This window comes from Candidatus Avoscillospira sp. LCP25S3_F1 (genome assembly GCF_052117125.1).
GTDB lineage: Bacteria > Bacillota > Clostridia > Oscillospirales > Oscillospiraceae > Avoscillospira_A.
Genome location: NZ_JBQKJT010000004.1, coordinates 230,121 through 243,028 on the forward strand (window position 1 = coordinate 230,121; position 12,908 = coordinate 243,028).

Here is a 12,908-nt window from a genome sequence, read left to right on the forward strand (position 1 = left end):
TGTTTCAATCTCTACTGTTATCATCGGCCAATTTCGGAAAAAATTAACAGATGAAAATTGCCATACAGAAAGCCCGAGGGCCAAGGCACATCGTACCTTGACCCTCTAGTTCTATTTTGACATCACAGCCACACCCTTACGGCAAATCCGCCTTTGAGAAAATAGGTGTTCGTGTAATGTCCATCCGGAACATCTGCCGCCTGCGGGCAGCATTTTTATAGCCCCACCTGATAAAGCGGAATCACGTTGATCACCGGTTCCTCATAAGGATGGACGGCCTTCACCGCCTCAAGCGTCTGCGCGAGCCGCTCCCGGCGGCAGGTGACTTCCACCTTCAGTTCCGATTGGGTGCACAGCACCCCCGCTTCCCCCAAGTAGGGCTGACTGCCCTCCAAGGGCCGCCAGCAGCTGGTAACCGGACTGTAAGACAGGCAGCTGTCATAGCCGCCGATGTGTCCCGCGTCCACCGCCTGAAGCGCTTGCTGAAGGGCAGGCAAGTGGGTTTCCGGAAGAAAAATCTCTAATTTACAGCAGGAAAATTCGGTCATTGTGCGGCTCCTTGTATTATAGAGTAGTAGTTATTAGCAGAATCCACGCTATCACCGGTGAAGTCACTGATTGGGACGGAATCCATTATAGCGGTGGGGCTTTGAACGGTGTCGTGTATGGCAAGCTGGGAAGTGTTCGGGTCGAATCCATTCTTGCCGGTGGTTACAATATCCAACGCCTTCATGTTAGGGTTCTGGTTCACGAAATCTAAACATCAGATCAGGGGGGGCTTCCCCCCCCCTCCACCGAAAGACTTTGAAAGGGGTTTGAAATATGAACATCAAAGAAGCCCGTGAATTTGCCGGGTTGACACAAAAGGAAGTTGAAAAGGAATTCGGGGTTCCGGCCCGGTCAATTCAAAATTGGGAAGCCGGGATCAGACAGCCCCCGGAATATGTGGAAGCCTATCTGGTGGAAAAGCTGTCCCAACTGAAGAAGGTTGCCCGTGTTCGGGTGATCCCGGAATCTTTGGAAGTCAGGGTGGAAACCCTTGAAGATGGTGAATGGGAACTTTCTACCAGCGCCCCCATTGTGGATAATCGCATTCCGGTTTCCATTTTGGTTGCCGTAGGGCGGTTTTCGGAAGCCGGTTACAAACTGGTTTTCATGGGTTGAACTACAATGAATTTTTGCTTCACTGAACACTGAACTAATAACACGATAGTAACAAAAAAGGCGGGAACCCCTGAAAATACAAGGGTTCCCGCTTCTTCTGTGTTTATTGTACCACATGCGCTGACACAAGAAAAGACGGCCCGGAAGCAGAGCACGTTGCTTCGCTTCCGGGCCGCTGTTGTTCAAAGATATCGTTTGGCAAGAGATGCCAGAGGAGGGGTGACTTGCTTGGCCACCAGCCCCACGCAAAGGGCTGCCGCCACGGTGCCTTCCCGCACGCCTTCCAGCTGATGCAGGAAAATCAGGGACAGGGCGCTGGCAATGACCACCAAGGTCACGTCAAAACTGATCTTCGTATTGGGAAATTTCACCGGGAAAGCCTTGCACAGGGCCAGCACCATTCCTTCGCCCGCGAGCGTGACTACATTCGCGGTCACTTCAAAGCTGACGCCGATGCCCACCAGCAAGATGCCCACCACGCACAGCACCCACTGCATGGGATATCGCCAGTTGTCATACCCTTGGCGTACATGGACAGGATTTTCGCCTCAATGTCCTGACTGATGCTGGTCTGGTTCTTTTTCAGCACCTGGGGCTCAAATTCCCCCTTCCGGTCCCGGGGAATCGACACATCCACTTCGCCAAAGCTGGTACGCAGCCTCTTGCTGCTGTGGCCGTTACGGCTGTTGTCTGTGTCCTTGCTCTTGTAATCATATCTGCTGTAGCCCAGCTCGTCATCCAGCTCTGCCTCCAAGCCATTCTCCATGAACTCGGCAATGGTCTCCTTAAACAGATTCTGGATGTCATCCATACTGCCGATGTTTGCCATCTGCAGCAGCTCACGGATTTTCTCTCGACGGGCATTTTCTTCTGGGGTGCGATTCTTTCTGGCCATATGTAAAACCTCCAATGTGGTGCTTCTATTCTACACCACTCAGGAGGTTTACACAAAACTTAGGATAGTCTCCCCTGGCCGTGAAAAAAACGCTCTCCCGGCAGTCGTGCCACACGCGTGACGCTATGAGGCTGCCAGTTTGAGCCTTCATTGTGGTAGACCAAAAACAGCCCCATGAAGAAATAAAAATCCCGAACGCTTTGGCTTAACAGTGATAAGGAACTAAATCACTTATCAACTGTTAGCTGACGGTTTTCGGGTGCATACGAAACTCCCGTCTGATTCCTAACAGGAATTAGTCGGGAGTTTTTCTTGTTAACAGAGCCTATATTGGAGGATAGCATTATGAAAACATTACTTTCCTGTGAATTTAACATGGACACAGGCTGCGTTGAACTAAGATATTCTGACGACAGCATGATTTCCATTAATTGCACCGCTGTAGAGGACGAAGTTGCGAATAGCCGTTTCCAGCGGTCTGAACTGGACTGGCTCATCTACAACGATCCGCTGTCTTATGCGGAATTGATTTTGAATGGTGATCCAGAAAAATACTTGCGAACCGTAACGGAGATCCCGCAGTTAGATTCTGATTGATAACTCTATAAATCTTGACGTGCAAAGGGCATCCATACGAAAGCATGGATGCCCTTTGTCTTAACTTAGCCTTGTGGTCGGCAAGCATTTTACCCACTTTTCTCCTTATAGACTTCGTGGAGCCTTTGGAGACCAGTGTTTTATCGAAATCAGCCTTTCGGCGGATGAGGGTCCCCTCCATGGCTATCCGCAGACTGAATACGACCGTCCAGCCCATGAATGACAAACTCAGTGCCTTGGTTTCGGCTGATTTGTCTTCCAGCATTTACTGCCTGTTCCTTGGTGGAATAGTGGCCACTGGAGCGTTGAGCTCCGCCACGTTTTACATCCCAGCCACCATTGGGATTGTGAACGACATGATGAGTAGAACGAGCCATACGATTACCCCCTGTGTGCCTTAGGACAGCAGATTGCACAACCGTCCGCATCGAGATAGATTTTCTTCGCATGAGCTACTGCCTCAACCTCGCTTTCAAAGTAGCCCACATACTGTGCGCTACGGATGCCAAGCTGTTCAGCATGCTCTTTTGTATGGACTTCATGATGAAGGCCAGGATTTAACGTCTGATTGTTGTTAACATAGTAATAATGATACATATAATTTTCCTTTCTGCTTGACCAAACAAGCGATACATGATATTTTGATAGCGTACATATTGCAAATGAGCGGTTAATCTGTGCCAGCAGATTGCCGCTCTTTTTATTTGTACATAAGACACCACCTCCTTAAAAGCTTCGGAAATTCACCTGTCCACGGCTTCCGTTGGGCCGGTGAATTTCTCTTTTTCTGATTGTTCCATTATACAGCTATTCCTGCTATATGAAAAATTAAGATGTTCGTTGTTTGGTGGCAAAATTAAAAAAATATAAGATAATAGTTAAAACTGTTTGATTTTTGGTGGCAAATATTGTATAATGAAATAAGATGGGAGGAGTGTGCCTTGGGAAAAAAGCTATACACAAAAGAAAACATCTCCAAAGCCGAAACCGAATGGCTGGGCATACCCGAACTTGTGGTATTAAAAACAAACAGGGATGATGTTGGTTTAGAAGTTGTACATCGTAGATACTTTGAGGATGAAAAATTGCTCTGCCCTGCTTGTCGTTCCTCGAGAACACGCTGCTCTAAAATTGTGGATCGAAAACTCAAGGATTTATTGTGGCTTGACGAGGACCACAAGACATTTCAAATAATCAGCCTACTTTTTCATCAGCGTTATATGCGCTGTGATAGTTGCGGGCAAAGCGTTTTCCCTGAGCCTACAGAATTTGGAGAAAAGGGATGCAAATTCACAAACCGGCTATCAGATGCCTTGGCAGACGGGACCTTTCAATTTTCATATAAAAAAGTATGCCAGCATTACGGTGTTCCAGCTTCTACTGCTTCAGTGGGTGAAGTAATGAGACGAAGAATTCAATATAGGGAGTCATTGTTGCCCCCGATCAGAACACCGCATATCATTAGCATTGTCGAGGTGGTGTTTTTTGGGGAGTTCTATCCCGCTGTTTTAGGAATTTGGGATGGTGAGGTTTATTGCCTGGATATTATGCGAGATTCATCTGAGGAAACCTGTGGTGCATTTCTGAAAACATTGGATGCTAACCAAGTTGAAACCATATATGTAGACCCAGTCGATAGCTTATTTAATGCCGTGAATCAGTACTTTCCAATGGCTTCAATTGTGGTGACTGATGAGGCGATTCAGCGATATGCCAGAAACGCTATGCTTGATATTATCCATTCCGACGGAAAGCGATTTCCGGTGGTTCATAAAGACCGGCGATTGACGGTACTCCACAAAGACCTGGATGATAGAACTGTCATTCCCAGAATTAAGGAAGGGATGAAGAGTAGGCCGAGGTTACAACAGGCTTACAATCACCATCAGAGATTGTTGGAGCTTATGGAAACCAAGTGGTCGATGGAAGATCTCCGAACATGGGCAGACCAGATTCCGACAGAGGTAGATGAGTTTTTGGCAGTTGGTGATATTATTGATATCTTTGGCGAGCAATTAAGCGGATTTTTGACACTGGGCGAGAAGCCACCCAACAATTATCAGTTTGCGGTGCAAGGCATCTGTGACGCTATCAAGGATATGCCGCACTGCATTTTCGATGTAATGCGTGGTCGCTGCATCTTCTCTATAACTCACGACACCATGGAGGAAAACGGAGAACTGTGGCGATACGGCATTAAGTCAAGTCGTTTAACCGAGAAAATCAATGAGATCTCAGCCAATATTAGGGAGGAACGAGATTATGGATACCAATGAAAAGATCAAAATAGTCGGTACAAACATTCAAGAAAAAGCAAATCTGATATGGAATGTGGCGAACAGTCTATTTGGAGCATATAAGCCTCATGAATATGGTCTGGTTATTTTGCCCATGGTCGTGATTAAGCGTTTTCATGACTGCTTACTCCCGACCAGAGAGAAAGTGCTGGCCACTTATGAAAAGGTGAAACAGTTAGCCGTCAAAGATGGTTTTCTGCGTACTGCATCTGGCTATCGTTTTTACAATACCAGCCAGTACACCTTCGAGCGACTGAAAGCTGACCCAGAGAATATTAAGACCAATTTCGAGGCTTACATCAACGGCTTCTCCGATAATGTTATCGACATTCTGGCGAATATGGGCTTCTTTACGCAAATCGAGCGTATGGCGGATGCGGGAGTTCTGTATCAGGTTATCAGCGACTTTACTGCTGACAATGCAGATATGAATCCGGAGAAAATTTCCGCAATTGATATGGGCTATGTCTTCGAAAACCTTGTTCAGCGTTTTTCTGAGAGTTATGATGAAGAAGCAGGTGCGCACTTCACCAGCCGTGACATTATTTATTTGATGTGTGACTTGCTTACCATGAATGCGGATTTTTCCGGCGAAGACGCCCCGGCCAAGACTGTATACGATATGGCGATGGGCACCAGCCAGATGCTTACCTGTATGGAAGAGCGTGTTCATGCCCTTGACAAAGAGGCTGAAATCATCTGTTATGGCCAGGAAATCAATCCTTTTACTTTTGGTATCGCCAAAGCGGACATGCTGATCCGTGGTGGCGATCCTGAAAACATGCAGTTCGGTGACACCTTGAATGCGGATAAATTCAAGGGCTATACCTTCGACTACATTATTTCCAATCCTCCATTCGGTATCGATTGGAAGCGTGAAGCAGCTGATGTGGAGAAAGAACATAAACTGGGCGATGCCGGTCGGTTTGGCGTTGGCTTGCCTCAAAAATCCGATGGGCAGATGCTGTTCTTGCTGAATGGCATTGCAAAATTGAAGGACACCGGCAGAATGGCTATTATCCAAAATGGTTCCTCTCTCTTCACAGGAGATGCAGGAAGTGGCCCCAGTGAAATCCGTCGCTATATTATTGAGAATGACTGGTTGGATGCTATTGTTCAGCTTCCCAATGACAGCTTTTATAACACCGGAATTGCAACCTATATCTGGATAGTATCCAAAAACAAACCCGAAACACATAGAGAACGCATTTTGCTGATTGATGCCAGCAAGTGCTGTGAGGCACGCAGACGTCCTATCGGTAATAAGCGTGTAGATATTACGGAATCTTGCCGCAATTTGATCACACAGGCATACAGCGAATATAGAAGTGCAATTTTTACAAAAACCTTAGAAGATAAAAAAACAGTGCTGACTTGCAAAAGCAAAGTGCTTGATGCCATATCGCTTGGCTACAATAAAATTACAGTGGAAAGTCCTGCTTTGGATGATGACGGCAACCCGATTGTAAAAAAAGGAAAGCCAGTAGCCGATACCTCCAAGCGTGACACTAAAAGTGTTCCACTTGATGAAGATGTGGATGCTTATTTTGCACGGGAAGTTCTCCCTTATCGTCCGGGTGCTTGGATCGACAAAAGCAAGACCAAGGTCGGGTATGAGATTCCATTTACTCGTACCTTCTATGAATATGAGGAACTGGAACCGGCAGCTGATATTGCAAAACGTATTGCGGCCCGTGAAAAGGTACTGATGGAGAAATTGCAGGCATTGTTCGGAAATGGTGGTGGGCAAAATGAGTGAGATTACTTCCTATGAAAAGATGAAAGATAGCGGCATCGAATGGATAGGCAGTGTTCCCTCTGATTGGCGTGTCCACACCTTGTATCAACTTGTAACCCAGGTCAAGGAAAAAAACAGCAATCTTCAGGAAAAGAATCTGCTGTCTTTGAGTTACGGCAAAATCAAACGTAAAGATATTGATTCGCCGGATGGACTTCTTCCTGCGTCTTTTGACGGCTATAACATTATCGAAAACGGGGATATAGTCCTTCGTTTAACAGATTTACAGAACGACCATACAAGCCTTCGGGTAGGTTTGGCCACAGAGCGTGGTATTATTACCTCCGCCTATACAACCTTGCGTCCAATCGACACAAGCAATTCAAAATACTTGTTCTACCTGCTCCATGCCTTTGACCTGAAAAAAGGATTTTATGGCATGGGTTCCGGTGTACGGCAGGGGTTAAATTATGCAGAAGTGAAAGAACTTCGTATCGTGCTTCCAAGTCAAAAAGAGCAGGATGCCATCGTGTATTTTCTGGATGATCAATGTTCAGAAATTGATTTGGCTATAGATGAAGCTAAATCCAGTATCCAAGATTACAAAACTTTGAAAGCAAATATCATCTCTACAACTGTTCTTAGTGGCCTTGATGGTGATGTAGGTAAGAGAAAATGCAGAATCGAGTGGGTTCCATCAATTCCCTCGCATTGGGACACTGCCCGATTTGTATACAAAAACTGGATAAGATCAAGGTTGGGATGGAAGGGCTTGAAAGCAGAAGAATATGTTGAAGACGGCTATCCGTTTTTATCTGCCTTCAACATTAACAATAACTATCTATGCTGGGAACAACTCAACTACATAACTCAAGAGAGATATGATGAATCTCCAGAAATTAAATTAAGAGTTGGCGATATTCTGCTTGTAAAAGACGGAGCAGGCATAGGTAAGTGTGCAAGAATTGACAGTTTGCCATTAGGAGAATCTACAGTCAATGGTTCCCTTGCTGTAATAACACCAAACGAAGATTTGGATTATAGATATGAGTATTATTACCTTCAATGCAATGTATTTCAGAACATTATTGCACGCTTGAGAAATGGCATGGGAGTTCCCCATTTGACACAAGAGGCAATGAAAGAAATAGTCATTCCCTTACCTCCGCGAGAAGAACAAGAACAGATAGCGAATTTCCTGGATACAGAATGTAGGAAAATCGACGAGATAATCGAACTAAAAAATTTGTTGATAATCGAACTCGAAATGTACAAACGCTCGCTCATATTTGAAACTGTAACAGGCAAAAGAAAGGTGGTGTGACCATGAACGAGACAGAAAAACGCTTTGAGGAATTTATAGAGGCTTATCTCATTTCCGAAAAAGGCGGATGGACAAAGGCAACGGATGCTGGTTATTGTAGTGATGAAAGCAAAGATAAGTTTCTGGACATCGTCACCTTGACTGACTTTGTAAAAAACACCCAGCCTATGGCATGGAAACGCTTTGAGCGGATGTGTACGATTAACCCGATTCAGCAGTTTTATAAGGCATTTGAAAATGCTGTCACGCAGGATGGCTTGATTTCCGTCCTGCGTCACGGCTTTAAGCATCGTGGCATCAATTTCCGTGTGTGTTATTTTAAGCCAGAGTCTGAGCTGAACGAGGTGTCCATCACCAACTACCAAAAGAATGTCTGCCAGTGTATCCGCCAGTGGCACTATTCTAAACGCAACACAAATACAGTCGATATGATGCTGGCTGTCAACGGCATCCCCATTGTGGCGATTGAACTGAAGAATCAGCTCACCGGGCAGTCGGTAGATGACGCCATGCGCCAGTGGCAATATGACCGTAACCCCAATGAACCAGCATTCGGATTTAATAAGCGTGTTCTCGCATACTTTGCCTGTGATCTCTACAATGTATATATGACTACCCAGCTGAAAGGCCCGGAGACAACATTCCTTCCTTTCAATCAAGGCAGTGCCGGTGCAGGCAAGGATGGCGGTGCAGGTAATCCAAAGAGCACCGATGGCAGCTATGTAACTTCATACTTCTGGGAGAAAGTCCTCCAGAAGGATAGCTTGTTGGATATTCTGCAAAAGTTCATTAACTACGAGAGAACAGAAAAAAAAGAGACTTTGCCGGACGGTTCCACAAAGAAAACCGTCAGCAGCAAAGTCATTTTCCCACGGTATCACCAGTTGGATGTCGTGCGTCAACTGGTCAACCATGTTAGAACTAATGGCGCTGGACATAACTACCTCATCCAACATAGTGCCGGTTCCGGCAAGTCTAATTCTATCGCTTGGACGGCTTACCGTATGGCCAGCCTCCACAACGAAAATAACGATGCAATTTTTAACAGCGTAATCATTATTACAGACCGCCGTATTCTCGATCAACAGTTGCAGGCCACCGTTTCCAGCTTTGACCACACTTTAGGGAGTGTAGTTACGATTGACGAGAAGAAAAACTCTGGCGCTCTGCGTGACGCCATTAACGATGGAAAGCGTATCATTGTCACCACTTTACAGAAGTTCCCTGTAATTTACAATGAAGTCGAGTCCGCTGTTGGTAAGCATTATGCGGTTATTGTAGATGAAGCACACAGCAGCCAGACCGGACAGAGCGCATTAAAACTCAAGGCGGCTCTTGCTGATGTGAGCGATGCTCTTGCAGAATATGCTGAACTGGAAGAAAAGGCTATCGAAGAAGTCGAGGCAAACGATATTCTTGTGCAAGAAATGCTCAGCCAAGGTAAACACAGCAACATGAGTTTCTTTGCCTTTACTGCAACGCCCAAAGGCAAAACCCTGGAAATTTTCGGCGAACCTCAACCGGATGGTTCTTTCCATCCCTTCCACATCTATTCGATGCGACAGGCTATCGAAGAAGGATTTATCCTGGATGTTTTAGCGAACTATACCACATACAAAATGTGTTATCAAATCGCAAAGAATGTCCAGGACAATCCGGAAGTCCCTACCTCCAAGGCTGTTAGAACGATTCGACGCTATGAGGAATTACATCCACACAACCTTCAGCAGAAAGCAGCTATTATTGTAGAGACTTTCCGTGAGGTCACAAAAAAGAAAATCGGTGGCCGTGGAAAGATGATGGTAGTTACTGCGTCCAGGCTGGCGGCAGTCCGTTACTATCATGAAATTAAGCGTTATCTTGAAAGCAACAATTACGACGATGTAGAAATCATGATTGCTTTTAGCGGGAGCCTGAAAGACCCGGATGACCCGACAGGTACCGAATACACCGAAAGCGGTATGAATGTGGATCGCAACGGCAATCGGGTGAAGGAAAGTCAGACAAAGGCTGTATTCCACGAAGAAGGCAATATTCTCATTGTTGCAGAAAAATATCAGACAGGCTTTGATGAGCCGCTTCTTCACACGATGATTGTTGACAAAGAACTTCGTGATGTGAAGGCTGTTCAGACTTTGAGCCGTGTCAACCGTATCTATCCTGGCAAAGAGGACACCTATATTCTCGATTTTGTAAATCCGATTGAACGCATCCGTGAAGCTTTCCAGCAGTTCTATCAAGAAACCAGTCTGGATGAAGAAATCAACTTCGATTTGATTTACACAACCCAGAAAACGCTTCGTGGTTTTGGTATCTATACAGCTGAAGATATTGAAGAAGTTTCCAGCATTTATTTTGATCCGGATGTGCGCAAGGCAAATCTGACTCAGGGAAAGATATCCAATGCGCTAAAGCCTGTGGCTGATAAGTACAACGGACTCAATCAAGAGCAACGCTATCAGTTTCGTAGAGAAGTCCGTGCGCTCGTTAAGTGGTATAACTACATTTCTCAAATTACCCGTATGTTCGATAAGGAACTGCACAAAGAGTACGTTTTCTGCTCTTACTTGGCAAAGTTGCTTCCCTCCGATCCCGTACAGCCATTTGACCTTGATAATAGAGTCAAGCTGGAATATTATCGTCTGGAAAAGACATATGAAGGTGCAATCGAACTTGAAAGCAAGCCTGGCTCTTGGAAACCGACTCAGCCAAAACGAGCTGGCGGTCAGAAAGATCGTACCAGTCCATTGGACGAGATCATTCAGCGCATCAATGAAGAATTCTATGGTGAATTCACAGATGCAGACCGTGTAATGGTTGATACGCTGTATCAAAAAATGCGCAAGGATTCTAAAGCAAAAAAAGCCGCAAAGACCGAGGATCGCCAAGTATATGAGAGAAGTCTTTTCCCGGGTATTTTTGATACAACCGCACAGGAAGCTTATATGGAGAACACCGCAGCATATGAGCAACTCTTCTTGGATGCAGATAAGTATCAGGCTGTGATGAGAGCTTTGGCGGATCGTCTGTATAAAGAACTGCACGACGACAAATAAGGTGGAAGATATTCAGCCTTAAATATGGGAATCATATTTCAACTATCATTATCCCATCTTTGGGCAGATTATGATTTGGAGAAGTTTGCAGATGATAGATTGCCTGTTTTGCAAATTTCTTACTTACCGTCGTATCCCACTCTGCCAACCGGATAATCTCCGCTGTTCCAGCCTCAAAATCAAACGAAATCTCACCCCATTCGCCGTCGTTGTCCACCTGATATAGGTAGGCAGCGGCGGCGATTTTCTTTTTGCGTTTGGTCTGGGACTTGCGTTTCAGTCGGATCATGTGAAGCATCCCAGCTTCTGTCAGCAGACAGGCCAAATGATCCACGGCTTTACGGTAGGCCCGTTCTGCACCACTGGCCGTGCTGCCCTCAAAGAGGACTGCCAGTTCTTCAAAGGTCAACCGGGTGCTGATGGGACTGACCCGTCCACAGGTCATACAGATGGCGTTTCTCTTTTCCAAAAGGGTCTGTTCCCGGTAATTCAGCTTTTCAAACGCTTCTCGGACAGCTTCAGCCCGGATACCGTTCCATAGAATCTCCGCATAGTCCCAATGGTCATCCCGGCTGACATCCTCTCCGGTTTCTTCGCTGTCCTCATCCTGAATGGTCTGATAAAATGGAACACGGCTTCGATTTTGCTTGGCCAATGCCAAAAACTTTGCTGCGGTTTCCTCGGTACAACCGTTTTTCTGGGCATATTTCTGGATTGTCGCCTGTTCAGACTGACCGGATTGATTATAGAGCCAAGCAATCCCACGCACAGCTTTGTACTCATCCACATTTTCAAAGGAACCAGCCTCCTCTTGTATCCGGCAGGTCAAAAGGGCGTTCCCGATAAAATGATGGGCATAGGTCAGAAAATCCGCCCCTTGTGCGGGATCGTATTCCCGCAGACAGTCCAGCATGGCAAGCACACAGCCCATTTTGTAGTCCAAAAAGCGTTCCGGGTCATAGCGATCCAGCCCCTCCCGCAGCAGGAAACGGCGAATACGGCCATTGAGCCGGTTCTCATAGTGATGTAGAAAAAAGGAAAACCAGCGCAGTTCTCGGCTCTGCACGGCCTTAAAGATATAATCATTTAGGTTTTCCCGAACAGGCGGTTCCGGGTCGAGCTGGAAGATGCGTTCCACTTCCCACATGGTCAAGCCCTTGGGTTCCGTCAGAAAGCTGTATTTGACACAGTAGCCGGGCAGCTCCCATGTCCACGCTGTATCCATTTTCCCTCACCACCTTTCGGATGTTTCGTTGCTTATTTCTTTTGTACGGCTTTCAAAAGTGCATCTTGGGTCATTTCCTGCTCATAGACAGTGCTGGCATAGCGCTGATCTGAAAGCGCACGAAGCATCTTATCTTTTGCCAGCTTTTTCATAGCTGCTGCCGTTTCTTCATCCAGCCTTCCACGGCGGGTGCTTTGCAAAATGGTGTTCATGCGGCGGGTATAAATGGCCTTAATGGGGTGATCATCTGCAAGCTCCCGCTGCTCCCGTCCTCTCAGATTGCCGATTTGTCGGCACGTCCGTCTCCGCTGGTCACCGGGGGCCAGCCCGCCGCAGTATTTGGTGTGCCGTGCGTCAATGGTGAGAAACCACCTGCCGCAGATGGGACATTTCTTGGGCGCATGGCCCACACAAAGCCCCTCAAATAAGTCAGAACGGAACATTCCTACAAAAGAAACATAGTGCATTCGCTTGACCAGTTGCGGCTCTGTCTTTCCGGGCCGAGTGGCGGCTACATACTGCACCGAAGCATTGGTCAGAGTCATCCAGGCCGGGTTATCCACCGACAGAGTTGGCTCACCTTTGAAGAACTGCCCGAACATTGCCGCATAA

General features: G+C 46.3%; 12 protein-coding genes and 1 pseudogene. 6 read left to right on the forward strand and 7 right to left on the reverse strand.

Translation table 11 applies throughout. The features are described 5' to 3' along the window. Positions 1-215: 215 nt before the first annotated feature. Complete coding sequence (locus tag ACTQ33_RS05350) at positions 216-548, reverse strand: cytochrome C biogenesis protein (RefSeq protein WP_441462754.1); 333 nt, start codon at positions 546-548, stop codon at positions 216-218. A gap of 274 nt (positions 549-822) precedes the next feature. On the opposite strand from ACTQ33_RS05350, the gene ACTQ33_RS05355 reads away from it, so the two are divergent. Continuing rightward, positions 823-1,164: a helix-turn-helix domain-containing protein gene (locus ACTQ33_RS05355; protein ID WP_432489775.1), complete on the forward strand. Its 342-nt coding sequence runs from the start codon at positions 823-825 to the stop codon at positions 1,162-1,164. 182 nt (positions 1,165-1,346) lie between these two features. Here ACTQ33_RS05355 and ACTQ33_RS05360 read toward each other — a convergent pair whose 3' ends face one another. Both ACTQ33_RS05360 and ACTQ33_RS05365 read right to left on the reverse strand, forming a co-directional pair. Further along, positions 1,347-1,640 (reverse strand): hypothetical protein, encoded by a 294-nt coding sequence (locus ACTQ33_RS05360; protein ID WP_441462756.1) that lies wholly within the window; start codon positions 1,638-1,640, stop codon positions 1,347-1,349. Between the two features lie 23 nt (positions 1,641-1,663). Next, positions 1,664-2,059: pseudogene (locus ACTQ33_RS05365) on the reverse strand (transposase); the annotation flags it as partial. A 345-nt stretch (positions 2,060-2,404) separates the two neighbouring features. Between ACTQ33_RS05365 and ACTQ33_RS05370 the strand changes: the two are divergent. Continuing rightward, the gene (locus tag ACTQ33_RS05370) at positions 2,405-2,656 is read left to right on the forward strand and encodes a DUF6061 family protein (protein WP_013379462.1); all 252 of its coding nucleotides are present in this window, start codon (positions 2,405-2,407) and stop codon (positions 2,654-2,656) included. A 149-nt stretch (positions 2,657-2,805) separates the two neighbouring features. On the opposite strand, the gene ACTQ33_RS05375 is transcribed toward ACTQ33_RS05370, so the two are convergent. Together ACTQ33_RS05375 and ACTQ33_RS05380 are read right to left on the reverse strand one after the other, a co-directional pair. Continuing rightward, positions 2,806-3,033, reverse strand: a complete 228-nt coding sequence (locus ACTQ33_RS05375; protein WP_013379461.1) for a DUF2188 domain-containing protein — start codon at positions 3,031-3,033, stop codon at positions 2,806-2,808. Between the two features lie 4 nt (positions 3,034-3,037). Beyond that, entirely contained in the window at positions 3,038-3,253 is a 216-nt protein-coding gene (locus tag ACTQ33_RS05380; RefSeq protein WP_013379459.1) for a hypothetical protein, read from the reverse strand. Positions 3,254-3,597: 344 nt separating this feature from the next. On the opposite strand from ACTQ33_RS05380, the gene ACTQ33_RS05385 reads away from it, so the two are divergent. From ACTQ33_RS05385 to ACTQ33_RS05400, 4 genes are read left to right on the forward strand one after another with little or no spacing between them, the layout of a single operon-like run. Beyond that, positions 3,598-4,932 (forward strand): transposase, encoded by a 1,335-nt coding sequence (locus tag ACTQ33_RS05385; RefSeq protein WP_441462760.1) that lies wholly within the window; start codon positions 3,598-3,600, stop codon positions 4,930-4,932. Next, a complete protein-coding gene (locus ACTQ33_RS05390; RefSeq protein ID WP_441462762.1) occupies positions 4,919-6,712 on the forward strand; it encodes a type I restriction-modification system subunit M in 1,794 nt (597 codons plus the stop codon). The genes ACTQ33_RS05385 and ACTQ33_RS05390 overlap by 14 nt, the downstream gene beginning before the upstream one ends. Next, positions 6,705-8,015 (forward strand): restriction endonuclease subunit S, encoded by a 1,311-nt coding sequence (locus tag ACTQ33_RS05395; protein WP_441462764.1) that lies wholly within the window; start codon positions 6,705-6,707, stop codon positions 8,013-8,015. Before ACTQ33_RS05390 ends, ACTQ33_RS05395 begins: the two co-directional genes overlap by 8 nt. A 2-nt stretch (positions 8,016-8,017) precedes the next feature. After that, a complete protein-coding gene (locus tag ACTQ33_RS05400) occupies positions 8,018-11,071 on the forward strand; it encodes a type I restriction endonuclease subunit R (RefSeq protein ID WP_441462766.1) in 3,054 nt (1,017 codons plus the stop codon). Positions 11,072-11,102: 31 nt separating this feature from the next. On the opposite strand, the gene ACTQ33_RS05405 is transcribed toward ACTQ33_RS05400, so the two are convergent. Both ACTQ33_RS05405 and ACTQ33_RS05410 read right to left on the reverse strand, forming a co-directional pair. Further along, positions 11,103-12,296: a hypothetical protein gene (locus ACTQ33_RS05405; RefSeq protein ID WP_441462768.1), complete on the reverse strand. Its 1,194-nt coding sequence runs from the start codon at positions 12,294-12,296 to the stop codon at positions 11,103-11,105. Positions 12,297-12,328: 32 nt separating this feature from the next. Beyond that, a partial coding sequence (locus tag ACTQ33_RS05410) for a DUF6076 domain-containing protein (RefSeq protein ID WP_441462770.1) occupies positions 12,329-12,908 on the reverse strand: 580 nt, incomplete at its 5' end.

Coding starts and splice junctions, on each gene's coding strand:
- ACTQ33_RS05350 (WP_441462754.1), bottom strand. CDS start 548: ATGACCGAATTTTCCTGCTGTAAATTAGAGATTTTTCTTCCGGAAACC.
- ACTQ33_RS05355 (WP_432489775.1), top strand. CDS start 823: ATGAACATCAAAGAAGCCCGTGAATTTGCCGGGTTGACACAAAAGGAA.
- ACTQ33_RS05370 (WP_013379462.1), top strand. CDS start 2,405: ATGAAAACATTACTTTCCTGTGAATTTAACATGGACACAGGCTGCGTT.
- ACTQ33_RS05375 (WP_013379461.1), bottom strand. CDS start 3,033: ATGGCTCGTTCTACTCATCATGTCGTTCACAATCCCAATGGTGGCTGG.
- ACTQ33_RS05380 (WP_013379459.1), bottom strand. CDS start 3,253: ATGTATCATTATTACTATGTTAACAACAATCAGACGTTAAATCCTGGC.
- ACTQ33_RS05390 (WP_441462762.1), top strand. CDS start 4,919: ATGGATACCAATGAAAAGATCAAAATAGTCGGTACAAACATTCAAGAA.
- ACTQ33_RS05395 (WP_441462764.1), top strand. CDS start 6,705: ATGAGTGAGATTACTTCCTATGAAAAGATGAAAGATAGCGGCATCGAA.
- ACTQ33_RS05400 (WP_441462766.1), top strand. CDS start 8,018: ATGAACGAGACAGAAAAACGCTTTGAGGAATTTATAGAGGCTTATCTC.
- ACTQ33_RS05405 (WP_441462768.1), bottom strand. CDS start 12,296: ATGGATACAGCGTGGACATGGGAGCTGCCCGGCTACTGTGTCAAATAC.